Annotated in this window: 24 protein-coding genes; 15 read left to right on the top strand and 9 right to left on the bottom strand. The window is 56.9% G+C overall.

The features are described from left to right. Positions 1-97 precede the first annotated feature (97 nt). Positions 98-364 carry a DUF1161 domain-containing protein gene (locus ACMWKK_RS22200; protein WP_112781657.1) on the bottom strand — a complete coding sequence of 89 codons (267 nt, stop codon included), beginning with the start codon at positions 362-364 and terminating at the stop codon, positions 98-100. 104 nt (positions 365-468) lie between these two features. Between ACMWKK_RS22200 and ACMWKK_RS22195 the strand changes: the two genes are divergently transcribed. Beyond that, entirely contained in the window at positions 469-1,179 is a 711-nt protein-coding gene (locus ACMWKK_RS22195) for a YnfC family lipoprotein (RefSeq protein ID WP_112781656.1), read from the top strand. A gap of 107 nt (positions 1,180-1,286) precedes the next feature. Here the strand turns inward: ACMWKK_RS22195 and speG are convergent, their stop codons facing one another. Together speG and ACMWKK_RS22185 are read right to left on the bottom strand one after the other, a co-directional pair. Next, positions 1,287-1,847, bottom strand: coding sequence for a spermidine N1-acetyltransferase (gene speG / locus ACMWKK_RS22190; protein ID WP_014883673.1), 561 nt, complete (start codon positions 1,845-1,847; stop codon positions 1,287-1,289). Continuing rightward, positions 1,847-2,185: a DUF1283 family protein gene (locus tag ACMWKK_RS22185; protein WP_045329046.1), complete on the bottom strand. Its 339-nt coding sequence runs from the start codon at positions 2,183-2,185 to the stop codon at positions 1,847-1,849. Before ACMWKK_RS22185 ends, speG begins: the two co-directional genes overlap by 1 nt. A 152-nt stretch (positions 2,186-2,337) precedes the next feature. Between ACMWKK_RS22185 and ACMWKK_RS22180 the strand changes: the two genes are divergently transcribed. From ACMWKK_RS22180 to ACMWKK_RS22160, 5 genes are all read left to right on the top strand, one after another. After that, entirely contained in the window at positions 2,338-2,664 is a 327-nt protein-coding gene (locus ACMWKK_RS22180) for a YnfA family protein (protein WP_045284860.1), read from the top strand. Positions 2,665-2,776: 112 nt separating this feature from the next. Continuing rightward, a complete protein-coding gene (gene rspA, locus ACMWKK_RS22175; protein WP_112781655.1) occupies positions 2,777-3,991 on the top strand; it encodes a starvation-sensing protein RspA in 1,215 nt (404 codons plus the stop codon). A 14-nt stretch (positions 3,992-4,005) separates the two neighbouring features. Next, entirely contained in the window at positions 4,006-5,025 is a 1,020-nt protein-coding gene (locus ACMWKK_RS22170; RefSeq protein ID WP_112781654.1) for a Zn-dependent oxidoreductase, read from the top strand. Positions 5,026-5,097: 72 nt separating this feature from the next. After that, positions 5,098-6,465: an MFS transporter gene (locus ACMWKK_RS22165; RefSeq protein ID WP_112781653.1), complete on the top strand. Its 1,368-nt coding sequence runs from the start codon at positions 5,098-5,100 to the stop codon at positions 6,463-6,465. A 219-nt stretch (positions 6,466-6,684) separates the two neighbouring features. Further along, positions 6,685-8,148: a mannitol dehydrogenase family protein gene (locus tag ACMWKK_RS22160; protein WP_112781673.1), complete on the top strand. Its 1,464-nt coding sequence runs from the start codon at positions 6,685-6,687 to the stop codon at positions 8,146-8,148. Positions 8,149-8,191: 43 nt separating this feature from the next. Here ACMWKK_RS22160 and ydfZ read toward each other — a convergent pair whose 3' ends face one another. Continuing rightward, entirely contained in the window at positions 8,192-8,395 is a 204-nt protein-coding gene (gene ydfZ / locus ACMWKK_RS22155) for a putative selenium delivery protein YdfZ (protein ID WP_045329042.1), read from the bottom strand. Positions 8,396-8,682: 287 nt separating this feature from the next. On the opposite strand from ydfZ, the gene ACMWKK_RS22150 reads away from it, so the two are divergent. Next, a complete protein-coding gene (locus tag ACMWKK_RS22150; RefSeq protein WP_032640434.1) occupies positions 8,683-9,114 on the top strand; it encodes a universal stress protein in 432 nt (143 codons plus the stop codon). Between the two features lie 35 nt (positions 9,115-9,149). Here ACMWKK_RS22150 and ACMWKK_RS22145 read toward each other — a convergent pair whose 3' ends face one another. Both ACMWKK_RS22145 and ydfG read right to left on the bottom strand, forming a co-directional pair. After that, positions 9,150-9,836 carry a GntR family transcriptional regulator gene (locus ACMWKK_RS22145; protein ID WP_112781652.1) on the bottom strand — a complete coding sequence of 229 codons (687 nt, stop codon included), beginning with the start codon at positions 9,834-9,836 and terminating at the stop codon, positions 9,150-9,152. A 91-nt stretch (positions 9,837-9,927) separates the two neighbouring features. After that, positions 9,928-10,674 carry a bifunctional NADP-dependent 3-hydroxy acid dehydrogenase/3-hydroxypropionate dehydrogenase YdfG gene (gene ydfG, locus ACMWKK_RS22140; RefSeq protein ID WP_112781651.1) on the bottom strand — a complete coding sequence of 249 codons (747 nt, stop codon included), beginning with the start codon at positions 10,672-10,674 and terminating at the stop codon, positions 9,928-9,930. Between the two features lie 142 nt (positions 10,675-10,816). On the opposite strand from ydfG, the gene dcp reads away from it, so the two are divergent. Beyond that, positions 10,817-12,850: a peptidyl-dipeptidase Dcp gene (gene dcp / locus ACMWKK_RS22135; RefSeq protein ID WP_112781650.1), complete on the top strand. Its 2,034-nt coding sequence runs from the start codon at positions 10,817-10,819 to the stop codon at positions 12,848-12,850. A gap of 48 nt (positions 12,851-12,898) precedes the next feature. Here dcp and ACMWKK_RS22130 read toward each other — a convergent pair whose 3' ends face one another. Further along, complete coding sequence (locus ACMWKK_RS22130) at positions 12,899-13,570, bottom strand: MgtC family protein (RefSeq protein ID WP_112781649.1); 672 nt, start codon at positions 13,568-13,570, stop codon at positions 12,899-12,901. 460 nt (positions 13,571-14,030) lie between these two features. Between ACMWKK_RS22130 and ACMWKK_RS22125 the strand changes: the two genes are divergently transcribed. After that, on the top strand, positions 14,031-15,236 hold the full coding sequence (locus tag ACMWKK_RS22125; protein ID WP_112781648.1) for an MFS transporter: 1,206 nt from the start codon (positions 14,031-14,033) through the stop codon (positions 15,234-15,236). A gap of 19 nt (positions 15,237-15,255) precedes the next feature. Here ACMWKK_RS22125 and ACMWKK_RS22120 read toward each other — a convergent pair whose 3' ends face one another. Continuing rightward, the gene (locus tag ACMWKK_RS22120; RefSeq protein ID WP_112781647.1) at positions 15,256-16,245 is read right to left on the bottom strand and encodes a 2-hydroxyacid dehydrogenase; all 990 of its coding nucleotides are present in this window, start codon (positions 16,243-16,245) and stop codon (positions 15,256-15,258) included. A gap of 321 nt (positions 16,246-16,566) precedes the next feature. Here ACMWKK_RS22120 and ACMWKK_RS22115 point away from each other — a divergent pair, with 321 nt between their 5' ends. The 5 genes from ACMWKK_RS22115 (at position 16,567) to ACMWKK_RS22095 (ending at position 21,016) form a co-directional block, all read left to right on the top strand. Beyond that, positions 16,567-17,322, top strand: a complete 756-nt coding sequence (locus ACMWKK_RS22115) for a DUF4225 domain-containing protein (RefSeq protein WP_112781646.1) — start codon at positions 16,567-16,569, stop codon at positions 17,320-17,322. 2 nt (positions 17,323-17,324) lie between these two features. After that, entirely contained in the window at positions 17,325-17,648 is a 324-nt protein-coding gene (locus ACMWKK_RS22110) for a hypothetical protein (protein ID WP_112781645.1), read from the top strand. A 215-nt stretch (positions 17,649-17,863) separates the two neighbouring features. Continuing rightward, positions 17,864-20,503 carry a YdbH family protein gene (locus tag ACMWKK_RS22105; RefSeq protein ID WP_112781644.1) on the top strand — a complete coding sequence of 880 codons (2,640 nt, stop codon included), beginning with the start codon at positions 17,864-17,866 and terminating at the stop codon, positions 20,501-20,503. After that, the gene (locus ACMWKK_RS22100) at positions 20,500-20,691 is read left to right on the top strand and encodes a YnbE family lipoprotein (RefSeq protein WP_032651162.1); all 192 of its coding nucleotides are present in this window, start codon (positions 20,500-20,502) and stop codon (positions 20,689-20,691) included. Before ACMWKK_RS22105 ends, ACMWKK_RS22100 begins: the two co-directional genes overlap by 4 nt. A gap of 7 nt (positions 20,692-20,698) precedes the next feature. Beyond that, positions 20,699-21,016 carry a YdbL family protein gene (locus ACMWKK_RS22095; protein WP_032640419.1) on the top strand — a complete coding sequence of 106 codons (318 nt, stop codon included), beginning with the start codon at positions 20,699-20,701 and terminating at the stop codon, positions 21,014-21,016. Here ACMWKK_RS22095 and feaR read toward each other — a convergent pair whose 3' ends face one another. Further along, positions 21,017-21,925, bottom strand: coding sequence for a transcriptional regulator FeaR (gene feaR, locus ACMWKK_RS22090; protein WP_406542932.1), 909 nt, complete (start codon positions 21,923-21,925; stop codon positions 21,017-21,019). Between the two features lie 241 nt (positions 21,926-22,166). Here feaR and ACMWKK_RS22085 point away from each other — a divergent pair, with 241 nt between their 5' ends. Next, positions 22,167-23,666, top strand: coding sequence for an aldehyde dehydrogenase family protein (locus tag ACMWKK_RS22085; RefSeq protein WP_112781641.1), 1,500 nt, complete (start codon positions 22,167-22,169; stop codon positions 23,664-23,666). Positions 23,667-23,793 lie beyond the last annotated feature (127 nt).

The raw sequence follows: 23,793 nt of genomic DNA, 5'->3' as shown, positions 1-23,793 counted from the left end.
TCCCGAAATGATGACCGGGCTAATGATGGGGTGAGTGTTACTTATTTGGGGGTATTAAATCTTAATCCTTATCAATTCAAAGGGGATTCAGGCTAAATTACTGAGATTCAGCAGCCCCGCCGCCGGACCGGGTGTACAAAATTTTAAAGGTGTCGTTGGCGCAGTGACCTACCACCTGCGTGCCCGCCTGGTCGGCCTGATCGTTCGGCACAATGGTCAGGATAAAGCCTGATTCAGGCACGCCGTTGTTAATAATCTTTTGCTGTATGTCGCTTTTCACGCGCTCGCAGGAATCCGGAGCCGCCAGCGCGGCCGTTGAGGCACTCATTAACAGCAGGGCGGTAATCCAGGGTAACCGTTTCATCTGTCGCTCCTTTTCTCTGTGTGTAGATTTATTCTAGCAGGCTTCGTGTAAACAACTGTATTTGCTAATATGATTGAGAATAATCTCCCTGAGCGGTAATAAATGTGAAGAAATACGCAGCGATAACGCTACTGGCAGCAACACTCGCGGGGTGCGACAACAGCTCCGCACCGCTGTCGTTTACGCCCGAGATGGCGAGTTTTTCGAACGAGTTTGATTTTGACCCGCTGCGCGGCCCGGTTAAAGACTTTACCCAGACCCTGTTCAACGAGAAGGGCGAAGTGTCCAAACGGGTCACCGGCACCGTCTCGACGGAAGGGTGTTTCGATACGCTGGAGCTGCACGACCTTGAGGCCAACACCGGCGTGGCGCTGGTGCTGGACGCCAATTACTACCTTGATGCGGAAACCCAGCAGCGCAAAGTGAAGCTGCAGGGGAAATGCCAGCTGGCCGAACTGCCGTCAGCCGGGGTGACGTGGGATACCGACGACAACGGTTTTGTGGTGGCGGCGCACGGCAAAGAGATGGAAGTAAAGTATCGCTACGACGCGGATGGCTACCCGCTGGGCAAAACCACCGTCTCCGGGGATCAGCATCTGTCCGTCCAGTCGACGCCGTCTAAAGATCTGCGCAAAAGAATGGATTACTCGGCAGTGAGCATGCTGAATGACAAGCCGCTGGGCAACGTCAAGCAGAGCTGCGACTACGATCGACACAACAATCCGGTGAGCTGCGATCTGACGATAACGGACGACAGCGTTAAACCGGCCGTCGAGCGCAAGTACACCATCAAAAATACGATTGAATATTACTGAGAATAAACGTTTTGCCCGGCGGCGCTACGCTTGCACGGGCCTACAATGAAGCCCCCTGTAGGCCGGGTAAGCAAAGCGCCACCCGGCTTGAAAGACAGCGCCATTGTTCATTGCGCGGTCGGTTTCAGCAGGCTGGCGCCGGACGGTTTATGCCCGGCCAGGTGCTGATGCTGGAAGATGCACATGCGGATGGTATTGCGGTATTCACCGTTGATAAAGAACTCGTGAATCAGCTCGCCTTCCACCATAAAGCCCAGCTTGCGGTAGATATGGATCGCTTTCTCGTTCTCTTTGTCCACAATCAGGTACAGCTTGTAGAGGTTCAGAACGTTGAAACCGTAGTCCATTGCCAGCTTCGCCGCCCGTGAGGCCAGGCCTTTTCCCTGATGCTCGGGAGAAATGATGATCTGGAACTCCGCCCGACGGTGAACGTGGTTGATCTCAACCAGCTCTACCAGCCCGGCTTTTTCGCCTCCACACTCCACCACAAAACGACGTTCGCTCTGATCGTGAATGTGCTTATCGTAGAGATCGGACAACTCAACAAAGGCCTCGTAAGGCTCTTCGAACCAGTAGCGCATCACGCTGGCGTTATTGTCGAGCTGGTGGACGAAGCGCAGGTCTTCCCGCTCCAGCGGACGGAGCTTAACGTCACACGAAGCCGACATTACGGAGCTACCGTGCGGCCAGTGCGGCGATCGAGGCAGCGCAGGGTGTTAGGCTCCCAGTAGGCGTTGACGTTTGCGCTTTGCTGACACTTATCGCGCGCGTCAAAAGCGACATCTTCTTTGTCCCACTCTTTTTCAGCACGTTTGTTGACCTTCTGACGAAGGCTGCGGGTGTCATTCCATTGTTCTTTGTCCATGGCGGCATTCTGGCGGCTTTGCGCGCTGTCACCAGACTCAATCACGAGCTTGCTGGTTTGTGCTGTCGCAGAGGCGGCAAAAGCGAACGATGACATCGCCAGCAGGGCTGTCAGACAAAGGCGTTTGCTTAATGTGGTCATAGCGTTTCCTTTTAAATGGGTGCAGATAATCGAGTTACCCCGTACAGATTCTACACCAAAGCGAAATAACGTCATACCCGCGGGGCAAGTATGGAAAAGTAAAGGGCATCATCAGGTATGATGCCTAAATAATTCCTCACCTGACGTGAAATATGCTTAAAACGACGCTGCTTTTTTTTGCTACCGCCCTGTGCGAAATCATCGGCTGCTTCCTGCCCTGGCTCTGGCTGAAGAAGGGGGGAAGCGCGCTGCTGCTGATCCCGGCGGGCGTTGCGCTGGCCCTCTTTGTCTGGCTGTTAACCCTGCATCCGGCGGCCAGCGGGCGCGTTTACGCGGCTTACGGCGGTGTTTATGTGTGTACTGCGCTGCTGTGGCTACGGGTGGTAGACGGCGTAAAACTCAGCGCGTACGACTGGGCCGGTGCGCTGGTTGCCCTGTGCGGTATGCTGATTATTGTCGCGGGATGGGGGCGGGCCTGAGCCCCCGTATTTTTGTGATCGTTAGCTGATTTAACGATCGTTATACTTGTATGGTAGTAGGTTTGGTGGGTAAATTTCCAGCATCACAACGACCGATGTAAGGAAAGGAATTATGAAGATTGTCGCGGCTGACGTGTTTGTTACCTGTCCGGGGCGGAACTTTGTCACCCTAAAAATCACTACCGACGAGGGGATTGTCGGCCTCGGCGACGCGACCCTGAACGGACGCGAGCTTTCCGTGGCATCCTACCTCAAGGATCACCTCTGCCCCCAGCTGATTGGCCGCGATGCGCACCGCATCGAAGACATCTGGCAGTTCTTCTATAAGGGGGCCTACTGGCGTCGCGGTCCGGTCACCATGTCGGCCATCTCCGCCGTGGATATGGCGCTGTGGGATATCAAGGCGAAAGCGGCCAACATGCCCCTTTACCAGCTGCTGGGCGGCGCATCCCGCGAGGGAGTCATGGTCTACTGCCACACCACCGGGCACACCATCGACGACGTGCTTGAAGACTACGCTCGCCATAAGGAGTTGGGCTTTAAGGCGATCCGCGTCCAGTGCGGCGTGCCGGGCATGAAAACCACCTACGGCATGGCCAAAGGGAAGGGGCTGGCCTACGAGCCCGCGACCAAGGGCGACTGGCCGGAAGAGCAGCTCTGGTCCACCGAAAAATACCTCGACTTCACGCCGAAGCTGTTCGACGCGGTGCGCAATAAATTCGGCTTTAATGAACATCTTCTGCACGACATGCACCATCGTCTGACGCCAATCGAAGCGGCGCGCTTCGGCAAAAGCATCGAAGCGTTTCGTATGTTCTGGATGGAGGACCCCACGCCTGCCGAAAATCAGGCCTGCTTCCGCCTGATCCGCCAGCACACCGTCACGCCGATTGCGGTGGGCGAAGTGTTTAACAGCATCTGGGACTGCAAGCAGCTCATTGAAGAGCAGCTTATCGACTATATCCGCACCACCATAACCCATGCGGGCGGCATCACCGGAATGCGCCGCATCGCGGACTTCGCCGCGCTCTACCAGGTGCGAACCGGCTCGCACGGCCCGTCCGATCTTTCACCCGTTTGCCACGCCGCCGCGCTGCATTTCGACCTGTGGGTGCCGAACTTTGGCGTGCAGGAATATATGGGTTATTCCGAACAGATGCTGGAGGTCTTCCCGCACGGCTGGCGCTTTGATAACGGCTATATGCATCCGGGCGACAAGCCGGGTCTGGGCATCGAGTTTGATGAAAAGCTGGCGGCGAAATACCCGTACGATCCGGCCTATCTGCCGGTAGCCCGTCTTGAAGACGGCACGCTGTGGAACTGGTAAGCGAGGAGCAAACGATGAAAAGCGTAGTGATTCAGCAGCCGAACGAACTGGTGATTGAGGAACGGCCGCTCCCAATGCCGGGCGCAGGTGAAGTTCGCGTCAGGATTAGACTGGCCGGGATCTGCGGGTCGGACAGCCACATCTACCGCGGCCATAACCCCTTCGCGAAGTATCCGCGCGTGATTGGTCATGAGTTTTTTGGCGTGATTGACGCCGTGGGCGAGGGCGTTGACGGTGACCGCCTGGGCCAGCGCGTCTCTGTTGATCCGGTGATCAGCTGCGGGCACTGCTACCCGTGCTCCGTCGGAAAGCCCAACGTCTGCACCTCGCTGGTGGTGCTGGGCGTCCATCGCGACGGCGGCTTCAGCGAATACGCGACCGTGCCCGCAAAAAACGCCTGGCCCATCCCGGATGCGATACCGGATAAACACGCCGTTATGATAGAGCCCTTTACCATCGCCGCCAACGTGACGGGGCAGGCGAAGCCGACTGAACAGGACGTCGCGCTGATTTACGGCGCGGGCCCGATGGGGCTGGTCACCGTGCAGGCGCTGAAAGGCGTCTATCGGGTGAAGCAGGTTATCGTGGTTGACCGCATCGATGAGCGCCTGAACATGGCCCAGCGCAGCGGCGCGGACTGGGTGCTGAATAACGGCGAGCAGTCTCTGCAGGCCGCGCTGGACGAAAAGGGCATCAAACCGACGTTAATCATCGATGCCGCCTGCCATCCGTCCATTTTGCAGGAAGCGATAACCCTCGCCTCTCCGGCGGCGCGCATCGTGCTGATGGGCTTCTCCAGCGAGCCGAGCCAGATCGTTCAGCAGGGCATCACCGGCAAAGAGCTGGCGATATTTTCCTCACGCCTCAATGCCAACAAATTCCCGGTCGTTATCGACTGGCTGGAAAAAGGGCTGATCCACCCGGAAAAACTGATCACCCATACCTTTGACTATCACCACGTTACGGACGCCATTGAACTGTTTGTGAAAGACCGGCGGCAGTGCTGCAAGGTCCTGCTCACGTTCGGCCAATAATCATTTTCGCGGTTAAGAGCCCGCGCAGACGGGCTCTATGTGGTACGCATCTTACCTTCAGAGATAGCCATTATGACGCAAGCACAACCACAAAGAACCACCTCCGATCTGGTGAAAGCCGCCGTTTCCGGCTGGCTGGGCACCGCCCTGGAGTTTATGGACTTTCAGCTTTACTCGCTGGGGGCCGCCCTGGTTTTCCACGAGATCTTCTTCCCGGAACAGTCGGCCGCGATGGCGTTGATCCTGGCGATGGGAACTTACGGAGCAGGCTATATCGCACGCATTGTCGGCGCCTTTATCTTCGGCAGAATGGGTGACAGCATTGGCCGTAAAAAGGTGCTGTTCATCACTATCACCATGATGGGGATCTGCACCACGCTGATTGGCGTCCTGCCGACCTACGCGCAGATCGGCATTTTTGCCCCCGTTCTGCTGGTGACGCTGCGTATTATTCAGGGGCTGGGCGCCGGGGCTGAAATTTCCGGGGCCGGGACCATGCTGGCGGAGTACGCGCCGAAAGGGAAACGCGGCATCATCTCCTCGCTGGTGGCGATGGGCACTAACTGCGGAACGCTGAGCGCGACGGCGATCTGGGCCATTATGTTCTTTGCCCTCGACCGTGAAGAGCTGATTGCCTGGGGCTGGCGCGTGCCGTTCCTCGCCAGCGTGGTGGTGATGATCTTCGCCATCTGGCTGCGTATGAACCTGAAAGAGAGCCCGGTCTTTGAGAAAGTGAACGATGCGCAAACCGTACAGCCGGACACCTCGCTGGGTTCGATGGTGAAAAGCAAATCCTTCTGGCTGGCGACCGGCCTGCGGTTTGGTCAGGCGGGCAACTCGGGTCTGATCCAGACGTTCCTTGCGGGCTATCTGGTCCAGACGCTGCTGTTCGATAAGGCCATCCCTACCGATGCGCTGATGATCAGCTCCATTCTCGGGTTTATCTCTATCCCGCTGCTGGGCTGGCTATCCGATAAAGTGGGACGCCGCCTGCCGTATATCATCCTCAATATCTCCGCCATTGTGCTCGCGTACCCGATGCTGTCGATTATCGTCGATAAGAGCTATGCGCCGGGGACGATCATGCTCAGCATCATCGTTATCCATAATTTCGCGGTGCTGGGGCTGTTTGCGCTGGAAAATATCACCATGGCGGAGATGTTTGGCTCGCGAAATCGCTTTACCCGTATGGCGATTTCCAAAGAGGCGGGCGGTCTGGTGGCGGTAGGCTTTGGTCCGGTACTGGCGGGGATTTTCTGCAATATGACCGGCTCCTGGTGGCCGATTGTCGCCATGCTGGTGGTCTATTCCGCGATTGGGCTGGTCTCGGCAATCCTGATGCCGGAAGTGCGCGACCGTGATTTGAGCGCGGCGCAAGACGCGGCGGAGTCTACGCCAGTAGAAAACGTGGGTTACGGCGCGGTCTCCTCGCGGCGCTGATGGTTTATAGCCTGCGTGACTTATCACACAACTTTATCTTTATGTCACACCACATGCGTAAAAGTTAATATAAATCAAAATCTCCTACGGCAGTATCAGTATGGTTAATGGCAGTGATTTTTTACCCCAACTGCCATTCTAGTTGGTGTAGTCAGCAGGCGCTGCCGCTTCAACATGAGCGGCAGCGATCCACCGCTTTCTAATTAACGAGTATTAATGATGGAAAATACCTTATTACAGGCCAACGCGACGCTGCCTCAGTACGATCGCAACAGCCTTAACGCCCGCATTGTTCATTTAGGCTTTGGCGCATTTCACCGCGCGCATCAGGCGGTGTATGCCGACATTCTCGCTGCGGAACACGGTAGCGACTGGGGCTACTGCGAAGTAAACCTGATTGGCGGCGAACAGCAGATTACCGATCTCAACGCGCAGGATAACCTCTATACCGTGGCGGAGATGTCCGCCGATGCGTGGACTTCCCGCGTGGTGGGCGTGGTCAAAAAGGCCCTTCATGCGCAGGTTGACGGGCTGGAGAGCGTGCTGGCCGCGATGTGCGAACCGCAGGTGGCGATTGTCTCACTGACCATCACCGAAAAAGGCTACTGCCATTCTCCCGCAACCGGGCAACTGATGCTCGATCACCCGTTTATCGTCGCCGACCTGCAAAACCCGCACCAGCCAAAATCTGCGCCGGGCGTGGTGGTGGAAGCGCTGGCGCGCCGCAAAGCGGCGGGTCTGCCCGCGTTCAGCGTGATGTCCTGCGACAACATGCCGGAGAACGGCCACGTGATGCGCAATGTGACCTGTGCCTATGCCCGAGCGGTAGACGCTGAGCTGGCGGACTGGATCGAGGCTAACGTCACCTTCCCGTCAACCATGGTGGATCGTATCGTACCGGCGGTGACGCCCGAGACGCTGGATAAAATCGAAAAGCTGACCGGCGTGCGCGATCCGGCGGCGGTTGCCTGCGAACCGTTCCGCCAGTGGGTTATCGAAGATAACTTTGTGGCGGGGCGTCCCGAGTGGGAAAAGGCCGGCGCCGAGCTGGTGTCAGACGTGATCCCGTTTGAAGAGATGAAGCTGCGTATGCTCAACGGCAGCCACTCCTTCCTGGCGTATCTCGGTTATCTGGCCGGTTATCAGCATATTAATGACTGCATGGAAGATGCGAACTATCGCGCCGCGGCGCATGCGCTGATGCTCAACGAGCAGGCGCCTACGCTGAAAGTGAAGGGCGTCGATTTAGGCCGCTATGCCGATCTGCTGATCGCCCGCTACAGCAACCCGGCCCTGCGCCATCGGACATGGCAAATCGCAATGGACGGCAGCCAGAAGCTCCCGCAGCGCATGCTGGATTCCGTGCGCTGGCACCTGGTACACCAGAAGCCGTTTCCGCTGCTGGCGCTGGGCGTGGCAGGGTGGATGCGCTATGTCGGCGGGGTGGACGAACAGGGTAACCCTATCGAGGTGAGCGATCCGCAGCTGGCGGTGATTCAGGCGGCGGTGAAGGGCAGTGCGGAAGGGGAAAGCCGGGTCAAGGCGCTGCTCGGCATTGAGGCTATCTTTGGCAAGGAACTCCCGCGTGAAGCAGGCTTCGTTGATGCTGTCATGAAGGCGTACCGGACGCTGCTGCAAAAGGGTGCGAAAGCGACCGTGGCGCAGTACGTTTCTCAACGCTAATTCAGCACATGCCGCCGTGCGCGGCGGCATGTCTGCGCACCGTTTAGTGCATACCCAGGCGAATCAGCTCAATCGGTTCGAACTTACCTTCGCATCCTTCCACTTCAACCGTTTTGCCGCGGCGCACCTGCTCGGCATTGAGGCCGTCGCTGTGGATCGCTTTAATCACGCCGAACTGGTTTGTGCCGCTGATCATGACGCGGCTGCCGGTGGTGATTGCATTGCGGTTACGGTCGTATGTCATCATGGTATTTTCTCCTCTCTAACCTGTTCGTAACGGCGTTATTTCAGGGTTGCCGTTCACGGAGCATATAAATACGCCTGTCTGCATCACATGTTTTTGTTTTTGATCAAACTCACACTTTTTTCTTTATTGCGTTGGGCGCTGACCGTTCACGACGGAAATTGACAAAGCAGACCGTTATTTTCATTTGTTGATAGTTTCAGCAGGCAAGCGTTGAGTGTTGGTTTATATTCCAGCTGCCATTCTGGTTGCAGGAAATAACCCTTTCATCGGAATAAGGAGTCAGGCTTATGTATAAGAAGATTTTGATGCCTGTTGACGTGTTTGAAATGGATTTGAGCGACAAAGCGGTTCGCCACGCGGCAAACCTCGCGAAGGCTGAGGGCGCCTCGATCACCCTGGTCAATATCCTGCCGGCCAGCAGCCGGTCCCTGCTGCGCGGATTTAACGCCGATATTAAAAAGTTCGAAGAATATATGACGGAGGAATCCGGCAAGAAAATGAACGCGTTAAAAAGACTGTTCGATATCTCGCCGGAGAAAATTGACACGCTGGTACGCTTTGGCAACGTCCGCGATGAAATTATCAGCCTCAGCAAGGAAGGAGAATATGACGCGATCGTCATCGGGTCGAAAAATCCGGGCATCTCCACCCATCTGCTGGGATCAAATGCCGAATCTATCCTGCGCTACGCCACGATCCCGGTGTTGGTTGTTCGCTAACCCCATCGCCGCGCCCGAAAGGGGGCGGCGTACTATTACTCTTCGCTAAACCACTCGCTATTTTCCTGACGAATCAGCAGTACGGATTCGCTAATTTCCTGCAGATGCACCGTCATCGCTTTTTCCACGCCGTCCGGGTCGCGTTTTTCCAGCGCGCTGAAAATATCGTGATGCTGTCGAAGCAGCATTTCCGGCGGGGAGACGTGATCGAGGCTCATGTAGCGCACGCGGTCAATGGTGGCCTTGATGTTCTCGATGGTGTCCCAGGCCAGCTGACAATCCGCAATTTGCGCCAGCTTCTGGTGGAATTCATCGTCAAGCTGGAAGAAGTCATTCAGCTGCTTGCGGTCAATCGCAATGCGCTGCTGATGGAGGTTCTGCTCCAGCAGGTAACACTGGTTGTCATTGATGAGCGTTGCGGCCCGGCGGGCGACGGCGCATTCAATGGCCTGGCGAACGAAACAGCCGTTACGCACCTGAGAAAGTGAAATTTTGTTCACATAGCTGCCGCGCTGCGGGCGGATTTGAATCAGGCCGTTTTCAGCAAGCTTGATAAACGCTTCGCGCACCGGCTGACGGGAAACGTCAAAACGCACGGACACCTCTTTTTCAGAAAGCGGCGTGCCGGGTGGGATCAGGCAGTGGACAATATCACGTCGCAAAATGCGATAAATTTGCTGGTTTACGGGCTGGGTAGGATTAAGTTGCGATTCAGCTGCCATGAGTTGTCATTTCTCAGTGAGTTAGCCCGAACATACTACCATTCTTTTAGTTGCCTAAACAGACCCGGCCCGCAGGCCGGGAAGGGCCAATTTAGCCACGATGGACGCTAAGTCCGGCAAAACTCTGGCTGACAGGCATCATTTCTACGGTATTGATGTTGACGTGTTTCGGCAGCGTCGCCACCCACCAGACCGTTTCGGTGACGTCTTCTGGCGTCAGCGCGTTAGCATTTTCGTAGGTCTTGCCCGCTTTCGCATCGTCGCCCTTGAAGCGCACGTTGGAAAACTCGGTGCCGCCCACCAGACCCGGCTCGATGTCGGTGACGCGAATGGCGGTGCCGTGCAGGTCAGTACGCAGGTTCAGGCTGAACTGGCGCACAAACGCCTTGGTTGCGCCATAGACGTTGCCGCCCGCGTAGGGCCAGCTTCCGGCGGTAGAACCGATGTTGATAATGTGGCCGCGGTTGCGCTCGACCATGCCCGGCAGCACCGCGCGGGTCATATAGACCAGCCCCTTGTTGTTGGTGTCGATCATGTTTTCCCAGTCTTCAACGCTGGCTTTATGCGCAGGCTCCATGCCCAGCGCCAGACCGGCATTGTTGACCAGCACGTCGATGTCGCGCCACTCGGCGGGCAGGTTGGCAATCATCTCTTCGATGGCCGCGCGGTTGCGCACGTCCAGCTGCGCGGTCAGGATGCTGTCGCCCAGTTCATCCTTCAGCTCCTGTAAACGCTCCTGGCGGCGACCCGTGGCAATAACCTTATGCCCGTTGGCGACGAAGCGACGCGTGATGCTTTCACCAAAACCTGCCGTTGCCCCGGTAACTAAAATAATCATCTCACTGTTCCTCAACGCTTTTTGTGTTGTACTAACATAGCACGGCTGCAGAGGGGGCGTTAAGGCAACATTTGTATGACGGCGTTGCAGGCGATGGCGGCCTGGCCTACTCTGGGAGAATACCCGTACTCAGGAGCGAAAGATGACGGCCACGAATCCCTTTTTTGACATCAGCCTGCTGCCTTACCAGGCCCCCCATTTTGATGAGATCAACGACGACCACTATCGCCCGGCGTTCGATGAAGCGCTTCGCCAGAAGCGGGCGGATATTGACGCCATTGTCTCTCAGACCGTAGCGCCTGACTTCACCAACACCGTGCTGGCGCTGGAGAAAAGCGGCGCCATGCTCGCGCGCGTCAGCAGCGTGTTCTTCGCCATGACCTCCGCGCACACCAATCCGTATTTACAGGCGCTGGAAGAGCAGTTCTCCACCGAGCTTGCCGCGCTGGCGAACGATATCTGGCTGAATGACGTGCTGTTCGCCCGGGTGGAGAGCGTCTGGCAGGACCGCGCCGCGCTGGATGCCGAATCCCGGCGGCTGGTCGAGGAGACGTATCAGCGGTTTATTCTGGCCGGTGCGCGTCTGAATGAGACCGAAAAAGCGGAGCTTAAGGCGCTGAATACCGAGGCGGCGACCCTGACCAGCCAGTTTAACCAGCGCCTGCTGGCGGCCGATAAGACGGGTGGGCTGGTGGTGGATTACGCGCACCAGCTTGACGGGCTCAGCGCCAGCGAGATTGCCGACGCGGCGCAGGCCGCCGCGGAGAGAGGGCTAAACGATCGCTGGCTGATCCCGCTTCTGAACACCACCCAGCAGCCCGCGCTTGCGGCGCTACGCAATCGCCAGACCCGCGAAAACCTCTTCAACGCGGGCTGGACGCGTACCCAGAAAGGGGACGAAAACGACACCCGTGCGCTGATCCTTCGCCTGACGGCGCTGCGCGCGCGACAGGCTCGCCTGCTGGGCTTCGAAGACTACGCCAGCTGGAGCATCGCCGATCAGATGGCGAAAACGCCTGCCGCCGCGCTGGAATTTATGCGCGGCATCGTGCCAGCCGCCCGCGCCCGCGCGGAACGCGAGCAGGCCGATATTCAGAAAGTCATCAACGACGAGCAGGGTGGTTTCACCGTTCAGGCCTGGGACTGGGCCTTCTATGCCGAGCGCGTGCGCCAGGCGAAATATGCGCTTGATGAATCCCAAATCAGACCCTATTTTGCGCTCAACACCGTGCTTCAGGATGGCGTATTCTGGGCCGCAAGCCAGCTGTTTGGCATCCGCTTTGTGGAGCGCTTCGATATCCCCGTGTATCACCCGGACGTCCGCGTATGGGAAATTTTCGACCACACCGGTGAGGGCATGGCGCTGTTTTACGGTGACTTCTTTGCCCGCGACTCCAAGCAGGGCGGCGCCTGGATGGGGAATTTCGTCGAGCAATCCTTCGAGTTTGCTGCCCGCCCGGTGATCTACAACGTTTGTAACTACCAGAAACCGGCTAACGGCGGCGTTGCGCTTCTCTCCTGGGATGACGTGATAACCCTGTTCCACGAGTTTGGCCATACGCTGCACGGCCTGTTTGCCAGCCAGCGCTTCGCCACGCTTTCCGGCACCAATACGCCGCGTGATTTCGTTGAGTTCCCGTCGCAAATTAACGAGCACTGGGCCAGCCATCCGCAGGTGTTTACCCATTATGCGCGCCATTACGAAACCGGTGAGCCGATGCCGGACGCCCTGCGGGAAAGCATGCTCAACGCGACCCATTTCAACAAGGGTTATGACATGACGGAGCTGCTGGGAGCCGCGCTGCTGGACATGAACTGGCACGCCCTCCGTGAAGCTGTATCGGACGTTGAGGGCTTTGAAACGGCAGCGTTGAAAAAAGAGGGGCTGGATCTGCCCGCCGTACCGCCGCGCTACCGCAGCAGCTACTTTGCCCATATCTTCGGCGGCGGCTACGCGGCGGGTTATTACGCCTACCTGTGGACGCAGATGCTGGCGGACGACGGCTATCAGTGGTTTGTCGAGCAGGGCGGCCTGACGCGCGAAAACGGGCAGACATTCCGCGAGGCGATTTTGTCCCGTGGTAACAGCACGGATTTAGCCGAGCTGTATCGCCAGTGGCGCGGGCACGATCCGAAGATTGAACCGATGCTGGAGAATCGCGGGTTGAGCGAGTAGGGGGGCCGTTAGCGGAAAAAAGAACCGGGCTTTGCGCCCGGTTTATGTTTAAGCGGCGTGACAGCTCACGGAAGCCATAATCTTATTCCCGCCAATATTACCCATAATCAGATCGAGTAATTTTCGGTATTCCTCACGGGTCATCACCTCGGCCCGTATTTCCGTTTTTCCTTCCGCTTGCGCCGTATCGCAATAAATCGCTTTCAGACTCAACGTCAACTCTTTCGCCATGCTGACCACGCTCTGCCGCACCGCATCTTTATGCTCGTCATCGCAGGTAATTTTCAGAACATAGCATTTTTCGCCTTCGTGGAGCGCGGGCAGTTGATTAATCCGCTGCGCGGCCTCGCGAAGCAGGATGTTGGCGCAGAGTATAATTCCGCTGGCCATAGCGGCATTCCAGAATTGACCTAAGCCGCACAACACACCAATTCCGGCCGAGCACCACAGCGTAGCGGCAGTATTGAGACCACGAATATTCATGCCCTCACGCATAATAACCCCTGCGCCAAGAAAGCCTATTCCGGAGACAATCTGCGCTGCAATACGCCCCGGGCTATCAGGCGACGTCGAGAGAGAACTTAAAATAAATACGGCTGCGCCCGTCGCCACCAGTGCATTGGTGCGAAGCCCGGCCATACGCTGGCGCCACTGCCTTTCCGCGCCGATAATTGCGCCCAGCAGCATCGCTGCGAGCAGATGAGAGATATAAGGGAACATCAGCCTGTCGCCTGTTAACGTTATAAAATAATAAGCGTCAGTGCTTCGCTAAGCACATCATAACGCCGTTTAAATGCTAAACGTGTCAGAACGACGGTGGTGGAAAGAGTGAGTGTTTAAACATGAACATCGCGATGCCCCACAAATTGAGCGGTTCTTATTCTGTCGGGATACAATCGCGTAAAGAGGATTGCTGCCCACCGGTTAAGGTAAGCAGCGAGAATATTGCGCTAGCTTACCTTCGTATCTACGCTAAAATAACTTTCCAACGAAGGTCTCCTGTGAAAATTTATTGCCAGTATAGTCAGGCGAGTGAATGAGTAAAGCGAAAAAACAGCCTCCTTTATGAACCGTTTAAGTTCGCAAGGCATGTTTTTTTAAGGCGTCATCTGATTTTCAAACATACCCGGTATATTGCATTGTGCTTTTTAACAGGCGATAACAGTCAAAGGCAGGAAGTATGTCTCTTCGTTCGCTGCGGGCATTATGCCTGACCAGTTTTTTTATCGCGGATGTTCGCGACGGGCTTGGGCCTTTTCTCGGTATTTTTCTGACCGAACGCCACTGGACCCCGGATGATATTGGCATCCTGATGACGGCAGGTGGGCTGGCGGGACTGCTGGCCACGCTTCCGGCGGGGGTTATCACCGACACTTCCCGGAACAAACGCGCGGTGCTGGCGCTGCTGTGCATGTTGATCACCCTGAGCACGCTGCTGCTCTGGTTTAGCCAGCAGACCATCGTTGTCGCCGTCTCGCAGATGGTCACCGGTATCTGCGCGGCGTTTGTCGGCCCGCTGATTGCGGGGATTACGCTGGGCCTCACCGGTCAGGGCGGGTTCAGCGCGCAGATGGGCAAAAACGAGGCGTTCAATCACGGCGGCAATTTCGTTACCGCACTCCTGGCGGGCGGTATTGCCTGGTACTGGGGCGTCGGGGGGATTTTCCTGCTGATGACCTGCACCACGCTGCTCACGCTGTGTGCTTTGCTTGCCATTCGCAACCGGGATATCGATAACGACGCGGCGCGCGGGCTTTCCTCCTCGGGGAGCGCTCCGGTTCCCGGCTTTGCCGTGCTGATTAAAAACCGGGCGCTGTTTGTGACCGGGCTGACGCTGCTGCTGTTCCACCTGGCGAACGCCGCGCTGCTGCCGATGCTGAGCATGAGGGTGGCGTCGGCGCCCGCGTCGATCAACCCCGGCCTGTATGCGGCAGGCACCGTCATCATCTCGCAGGCCATGATGATCCCCGTCGCCATCTGGGTTGCTCACCGAATAGACCGCTACGGCTACTGGCGCTTGATTATGCTGGCTCTGCTGGTGATGCCGGTGCGCGCGGCGCTGGCGGCCTCTACGGATGCGCCGTTGATGATGATCCCAGTCCAGATTCTTGACGGTCTGGCCGCCGGGATCCTGGGGGTAGTCGTACCGTCGTTTATCGTGGTGCTGTTGCGCGGAAGCGGCCACGTCAATGCCGGGCAGAGTGTGGTGATGCTGATGCAGGGGGTTGGGGCATCCTTGAGCCCGGCGTTAACCGGCACGATTGCCGGGCATTACTCCTTTGCGACGGCATTCAGCGTTCTGAGCGCGATTGCGCTGGTGGCCGTCCTGATCTGGTGGCGCGTTGCGCATCGTAGCTGGGAAACAAACGCGCCGGGCGAGGTATAGACGCCACCCGGCGTTGGGGTTAAGCCAGTTCGTTAGGGCAGGCTTCACCCTTTTCCAGCTGCTGCAGGTTACCCAGCGTGGTTTCTGAAATGCTGATCAGCGCTTCGGCCGTCAAGAACGCCTGGTGGCCGGTAAACAGCACGTTATGGCAGGCAGACAGGCGGCGGAACACGTCGTCCTGAATCACGTCGTTAGACTTGTCTTCAAAGAACAGATCGCGCTCATTCTCGTACACGTCCATACCCAGCGCGCCAATTTTCTGGGTTTTCAGCGCTTCGATGGCGGCCTGGGAGTCAACCAGCCCGCCGCGGCTGGTGTTGATGATCATCACGCCGTCTTTCATCTGGTCAAACGCCGCCTGGTTCAGCAGGTGGTAGTTTTCCGGCGTCAGCGGGCAGTGCAGGGAGATCACGTCAGACTGTGAGAGCAGGGTCGGCAGGTCGACGTATTCCACGCCCAGCTCCAGCGCTGCGGCGCTTGGGTACGGATCGAACGCCAGCAGACGCATGCCGAAGCCTTTCAGAATGCGCAGGGTTGCTACGCCAATTTTACCGGTGCCGATCACGCCTGCGGTTTTGCCGTACATGGTAAAGCCGGTCAGCCCTTCCAGCGAGAAGTTGGCGTCACGGGTGCGCTGATAAGCGCGGTGAATACGACGGTTGAGCGACATCATCATGCCGATCGCATGTTCCGCGACCGCTTCAGGAGAGTAGGCCGGAACGCGCACCACCTTCAGACCCAGCTCTTTTGCCGCGTCGAGGTCCACGTTATTAAAGCCCGCGCAGCGCAGGGCGATGTACTTCACCCCGTGTTTTTTCAGCTCTTCCAGCACCGGGCGACTGCCGTCGTCGTTAACAAAAATGCAGACGCCTTCACAGCCGTGCGCCGTTTTGGCGGTTTTTTCGGACAGCAGAAAGTCGAAAAATTCAAGTTCAAACCCGTAATCCTCGTTTACATGTTGCAGATACTTTTTGTCGTACTGCTTTGTGCTGTATACCGCGAGTTTCATAAGACTTTCTCCAGTGATTTTGCATTCACGTTAGCATGATTAAAATTATCTTACAATTTCTAAAATATTATTGAATTCAATAAGTTCTATCAATGATTCTAGAGCAAATGCATACCTTAACTCCATGACATTTATGCCCAGCAACTTCTTAGGGGGTTGTCCAGGAGAAATTTCCATCAGTTTAAATGTTATAAGGCGCTACCCGTCTACCAACGCCGTAATAAATGATTGCGCGTCGATGTTGGTATGACATAGCTCGTTGAATGTATTACCATCAAAGGGCAAACTATCAGTATCGGTTAAGAATGACAGGGAGACCGAATGTATAACCATAATCGGTATAAAAGTCATTTCGAAGCGAAAGTAATTGAGATTGAAAATCTTGCGCAGCGAATAGCCACAAAGCATTTGCTTTATGGTTCTTCAGGCATGTTTTTTGAAACTCAACAATTTGTTGATCATCTAAGAAGGGAGATCGAATCGCATTGCTTGACCTGGTCAGGCGGGGTTAAATTGATTGATCAACAGATACATCATCTAAAGGAACAGGATGATTTACTTACCTTCAATAAGGCTAAATTATTCATTGTCGTAGAAAAAAATCGCACGACAACAACGACATTAGCTCTTAAACAGATCGGTTTTGTTGCTGGTGGAGCACAAGTGTATGGAGGTGCAAGTTTATGCGTCGGTTCACTGGGACTTGCCTGTGCTGCGTATGGCGCACCTATGATTACTCATGGGTTAAACAACATGTATGAGAATGGATACTATCTTCTCTATCGTGAAGATCGGTCAGGCACGCTAAGAGATGCTTATCGTTACGCAGCCGCGAAGCTAGGCTATGGGAATAATGAGGCAGACATTGTCTATGGGGTAGTTGATATCTCTTTATCGGCCTATGGCGCGGGTAGGAGAGTTTTGGCTCCCAGAGAACAATCCTGGAGTTTATTTCGCAATATCGAATCTGATTATATCAGAGGATGGCAAGAGGCGTCTAAAACAGCACTGGCTCTGGATTTAACCAGTGGAAGCGTTACAGGATGGCAGATGTACCAGATAGCTAAAGAGAATTGATCATGTCGCAACAATTTGAATTGTCGTTAACTCCGCCTATTCTACCTGCTTTGTGCTATTTTATTGTATCTCTAGCCATCTTTTTCTTGTTGTACATTGGGAAAATCCAGGTTAACAGGCTCCGTAAATATCCCCTGTTCATTGCCTATACGCTGTTTGTGATAGCCATTGCAGCCATTCAAATTAACGTTTTTGCCAACGGCTATGAGTTTGTTAGTGGTTTTTTACATATTGATTTCGATCCCTGGCGCTACGACTCGGTGTATTGGGGGTCATTAATATTCGCTATGCTTTACCTGTTGGCTATGCCTCGGAACAGATATTAGTTCCGAAACGTTGATCTGCTCACACCCCTAAATTATGCGTAACCTACTGAATCTAAAAATTTGTTCTTTAGGTTACGCACAGTAAAAAGTTTTCGCATACTATTCACAGCAGCTATCCTTAATCCCGGCATCAACTTCAATTCAGCCGCTGAACATGCGACAATAATCGGCACTGCCGGCTTAATTCTTTCGCTAAATCAGGATATTAACTGCCCATGAAGGGTAAATACAAAGCCGCTCTTGCGCTTTTACTGCTGTTCATACTGTTGCCGCTGACGCTGCTGATGACGCTCGCCCAGTGGGTGCCGACGCTCGCCGGGATCTGGCTTCCCGTCGGGACGCGCATCGCGTTTGAAGAGAGTCCGAAACTGACCCGCCACGCGCTGCTCATCCCCGATCTCCGCTATCTGGTGGAAGACTGCGAGATTGCCCGCATCGAGAACGTGACGCTGTCACATCCAAGCCGCTGGCAGCTGGATATCGGCGCGCTGGATCTTAACTCCGTCTGCCTCAGCAAAATTCCCCAGTCAGCGCCCTCAACGGTCGCCCCCAAAACGCTGGCGCAGTGGCAGGCGGTGTTACCCAATACCTGGCTCACGGTTCACCGTCTGACGCTGTCGCCCTGGCAGCAGTGGCAGGGCGAGCTGAAGGCGTCGCTGACCCCGTCCATGCAGGAGATCGCCTATAAAGGCGAACAGGTCAGCATTAAAGGCACGCTTCGCGGCCAGACGCTCTCGGTCAGCCAGTTCGATGTACAGCTTCCTGACCAGCCGCAGCCCGTTAAGCTGGTGGGCGAGTTCACGCTGCCGCTGGTGCCGGACGGCGTGCCGGTGAAAGGCCACGCGGTGGCAACCTTTAACGTGCCACAGTTAACGTCTCTGGTCGATGCCGATCTGGACTGGGAAGACAATCAGGGGCAGCTGGTGGTGATGGCGCGGGACAACCCCGATCCGCTGCTCGACCTGCCGTGGAAGATCGCGGCGGAGCAGCTAAACATCAGCGACGGGCGCTGGAACTGGGATCTTTCCGGTATGCCGCTGAGCGGGCGGGTGTCCCTTCGCGCCGACAACTGGCAGCAGGGGCTGGAGAAAACCACCCTGACCGGACGACTGAACGTGTTGACGCAGGGCGATGCGGGGAAAGGCAACGCGGTACTGAATATTGGGCCCGGCAGGCTCAGCATGGAAAACAGCGACATGCCCCTGCACCTCAGCGGCGAGGCGAAGCAGAACGATCTTATTCTTTACGCCAAACTGCCTGCAACGCTGACCGGCAGCCTGTATGACCCGCAGCTGGCCTTTGAGCCGGGCGCGCTGCTTCGCTCGCGCGGGCGGATCATTAACTCGCTCGATATCGATGAAATCCGCTGGCCGCTGGCGGGCGTGAAGCTCACCCAGAAGGGCGTGGACGGCCGCCTGCAGGCGATCCTGCGCGCCCATGAAAACGAAATGGGCGATTTTGAACTGCACCTGGACGGACAGGCCAGCGACTTTTTACCCGACAGCGGCCTGTGGCAGTGGCGCTACTGGGGGAAAGGCGGGTTTACGCCGATGCACGCCCGCTGGGATGTCGCCGGGAAAGGCGAGTGGCGCGACAACCTTATCGAGCTGACGGCGCTCTCCACCGGTTTTGACAAGCTGCAGTACGGCACGATGGAGGTCAGCAAGCCGCGTCTGGTGCTGGATAGGCCTGTACGCTGGTTGCGCGATGCCGAAAAACCGACCTTCAGCGGCGCGCTGTCGCTCAATGCGGGGCAAACCCGCTTCTCCGGCGGCAGCGTTTTGCCGCCCTCGGTCCTGACCTTCAGCGTCGACGGCACCGACCCGACGGTATTCCAGTTTAAGGGCGACCTCCATGCGGAAAAAATCGGTCCGGTGCAGGTGAACGGTCGTTGGGACGGCGTTCGCCTTCGCGGGCAGGCCTGGTGGCCAAAACAGTCGCTCACCGTCTTCCAGCCGCTGATCCCGCCGGACTGGAAAATGACCCTGCGCGACGGGGAGCTTTATGCCCAGGTGGCCTTCTCGGCGGCGGCCGATCAGGGCTTTGAGGCGGGTGGGCACGGCGTGCTGAAATCCGGCAGCGCCTGGATGCCCGATAACCAGATTAACGGCGTCGACTTTGTGCTGCCGTTCCGCTTCAGCGAGGGCACCTGGTCTCTCGGCACGCGCGGTCCGGTCACGCTGCGCATCGGTGAAGTGGTAAACCTGGTGACCGCGCGCAACATTACCGCGGATTTACAGGGCGATTATCCCTGGACGGAGGACAATCCGCTGCTGCTTACCAACGTGAAGGTGGAGACCCTCGGCGGGAAGATCACCATGCAGCAGCTGCGGATGCCGCAGCACGATCCGGCCCTGCTGCGCGTGGACAATATCTCATCAAGCGAGCTGATTAGCGCCGTCAATCCGAAACAGTTTACCCTATCTGGCCCGGTCAGCGGGGCGCTGCCGTTCTGGCTGGATAATGAAAAATGGATCATTAAGGATGGGTGGCTGACCAACCCGGGACCCATGACGCTGCGCATCGACAAAGATACCGCAGACGCCATCGTAAACGATAATATGGTGGCGGGCGCGGCGATTAACTGGCTCCGCTATATGGAAATTTCACGCTCGTGGACGAAAATCAATTTAGATAACCTGGGTGAATTAACCATGCAGGCGACCATCAAGGGGACCAGCCGGGTGGAGGGCAAAAGCAGCTCCGTCAACCTGAACTACACCCATGACGAAAATGTCTTTACCCTCTGGCGCAGCCTGCGTTTTGGGGACAACCTGCAAACCTGGTTTGAGCAACATGCGGCGATACCTGCTCCCCGCAGTTCGACCGGCAAGGAAAGTGAGGAACAACAATAAACAAGATGGCTGGTGCGCTCACCGTTGCCGTTGCCGCGCTACTGACCGGCTGTACGCCGCGTATCGAAGTTGCTGCACCAAAGGAGCCGATTACCATCAATATGAATGTCAAAATCGAACATGAGATCCATATTAAGGTCGATAAAGACGTTGAAACCCTGCTGAAATCGCGCAGCGATCTGTTCTGAGGACGCCATGAAACGATTAGCTCTGATTTTACTGGCGCTGGGGATGAACGTGCAGGCGGCTACGCTGACCTTAAGCGATGCCCGGGCGCAGGGGCGCGTGGGGGAAACCCTCAGCGGTTACCTTGCCCCGATCCAACAGGATGCGGAAACGCTGGCGCTGGTCAATCGTATTAACGCGGCGCGCACGGAGAGCTATCAGAAGCTGGCCGATAGCAATAATTTGCCGGTCGATGAAGTGGCTAAAATGGCAGGGCAAAAGCTGGTTGCCCGCGCGCAGCCGGGTGAATACGTGAAGGGGATTAACGGCAAATGGCTGAAAAAATAGCTAGCGGTAGCGCCTGCGGTATTCCCCCGGCGAGACGCCAAAACGCTGCTTAAATGCCGTTGAGAAATGGCTATGGTCGGTGAACCCCCAGCTGTAGCCAATGCCCGCCAGCTTTTCATCATCCCCGGCAGCGCGCAGCACCTGCGCGCACAAATCCAGCCGACGGTTTTTGATGTACTGCGCCACCACCAGCCCCTTCTCGGCAAACATGCGGTAGAGGCCGCGCACGGACATTCCGCTCTCGGCGGCAATCCATTCCGGGCGCAGCGATTCAGACTGAATATGGTCGTCAATCAGCGCCACGACGTGCTGAAACTGGCGCTCCTTGCGCGGCTGAATCACCTCGCGCTGTTGGAAAGCGGGGCGCAGCAGGCAGATCATCGCTTCGAGCGCCGCTTCACTTTCCCGGTCGCTCAGGTCGGCATTGCTCATGCTCTCCATCAGCAGGCGATGGCTCAGCTGGACCGTGGGCAAGGTGCGGGAAAGGGCGGTCGCGCAGCTTATCTCCTGGAAGCGACACTGCTGCTCAATAATCTGGCGGGGAACCAGCAGCGAAATCTGGCGAGATTTTTCCCGCCAGTTGATCGAGCAGGGTCGTGACGCGTCAATCAGCGTGATATCACCGGTTCTGAGCAGCGCGCGACGGTCATCCTGCTCAATTTCCGCTCTGCCTTCGAGCTGGAAGACGGTATAGAACCAGGCATCATGACTCTGGGCGATCTCCTGACGGGAGCGGAACAGGTTAACGCCGCCTGCGGTGACGGTGCTGAGCTTCAGGCTGCGCGCATAGCTGGTCTCCAGCTCGCCGAAGAACTTCCCCTCCGTGGGCTGCGCGTTAAACCGCCCGCAAACCTGGTTAATTTGCGCCAGCCACTGCTGATACTGTTCCTGCTCGCTTGCACACGCCATCGTTTCTCTCACTGCACCGTCAACGTTTTCACATTGTTGCATTTGTGTTGCATTTTGTCAGAGCTATGAGGCTGACTATAGGAAAGAACGCTCACCGGTAACAGCGATATAAGCGGCAATTATCGCGATTTGCGGAGCCTGTCACAGGTGGCAAAGCGAATGTCACAGAGACAAAAGCGAGAACGTAAAACCCCACTTAGACTGGATAAACACCCTGCGAAGAATAACGAAGGAGTATCCTATGTCTGCACCACTGGTGGCCATTCAGCCCGCCGTACAACAGTTTTTAGACCGGCAGCATGGCCTGTGGATTGAAGGGCGTCAGGCCGCGTCGGACAGTGAAAAGCGGCTGAACGTCTACAATCCGGCCACGGGCGAGGTGATTGCCTCGACGGCCGACGCCAGCGTCGACGACGTTGATCGTGCCGTCATGTCCGGCTGGCGCGCGTTTGTGGCCCGCAGCTGGGCCGGAAAACTCCCGGCAGAGCGCGAGCGGATCCTGCTCCATTTCGCCGATCTGGTGGAGCAGCATAGTGAGGAGCTGGCCCAGCTTGAAACCCTGGAGCAGGGCAAATCCATCAACATTTCCCGGGCCTTTGAAGTGGGCTGCACGCTGAACTGGATGCGCTACACCGCCGGGCTGACCACCAAAATTTCGGGTAAGACCCTCGACCTTTCCATCCCGCTGCCGCAGGGCGCCCGCTATCAGGCGTGGACGCGCAAGGAGCCGGTTGGCGTGGTGGCCGGGATTGTGCCCTGGAACTTCCCGCTGATGATCGGGATGTGGAAGGTGATGCCCGCCCTGGCGGCTGGCTGTTCAATTGTCATCAAGCCGTCAGAAACCACGCCGCTGACCATGCTGCGCGTGGCGGAGCTGGCCAGCGAGGCGGGCATTCCAGACGGGGTATTCAACGTGGTGACCGGCAGCGGCGCGGTGTGTGGCGCAGCGCTGACCTCGCATCCGCATATTGCCAAGGTGAGCTTTACCGGCTCAACGGCGACGGGCAAGCAAATTGCCCGCGCGGCGGCGGACACGCTTACCGGGGTGACCCTGGAGCTGGGCGGGAAAAACCCGGCTATCGTCCTAAAAGACGCGGACCCGGCGTGGGTGATCGAAGGCCTGATGACCGGCAGCTTCCTGAACCAGGGGCAGGTGTGCGCGGCAAGCTCGCGCATCTATATTGAAGCGCCGCTGTTTGACACGCTGGTCAGCGGGTTTGAGCAGGCGGTGAAATCCCTGAGCGTCGGGCCGGGCATGTCGCCGGAGGCGTTTATCAACCCGCTAGTGTCGCGCGCGCACTGCGATAAGGTGCAGGCCTTCCTTGATGAAGCGACCTCGCGCAACGCGGAGCTGCTCGTCGGTAACCGGGGGCCAGAAGGCAAAGGCTATTACGTTTCGCCAACGCTGGTGGTGAACCCGGATGCCTCGCTGCGCTTAACCCGCGAAGAGGTGTTTGGCCCGGTGGTCAACCTGGTGCGCGTCGCCGACGGCGAAGAGGCGCTCCAGCTGGCAAACGACACCGAATATGGCCTGACCGCCAGCGTCTGGACGCAGAACATCAGCAAGGCGCTGGAGTACACCGACCGGCTGCAGGCGGGCACCGTCTGGGTGAACAGCCATACGCTGATCGACGCCAACCTGCCGTTCGGCGGCATGAAGCAGTCCGGGACAGGGCGCGACTTTGGCCCGGACTGGCTGGACGGCTGGTGTGAAACGAAGTCAGTGTGTGTGAGATATTGAAAACAAGCCGGGTGGCGCTGCGGTATGAACCGGAAACATGGGTAACACTTTAGACCGGATACATGGGTAACAGTTATAACTGGCATAGAAGAGGAGACTCGCTATGCCCTGGACTGAGACCCGACCT

It is taken from the genome of Enterobacter sp. 01-M-03-SI-ECC (genome assembly GCF_047530215.1).
Classification (GTDB): Bacteria; Pseudomonadota; Gammaproteobacteria; order Enterobacterales; family Enterobacteriaceae; genus Enterobacter; species Enterobacter chengduensis.
Note: the sequence above shows the minus strand (reverse complement) of the source record. Positions and strands in the feature narration are given on the sequence as shown.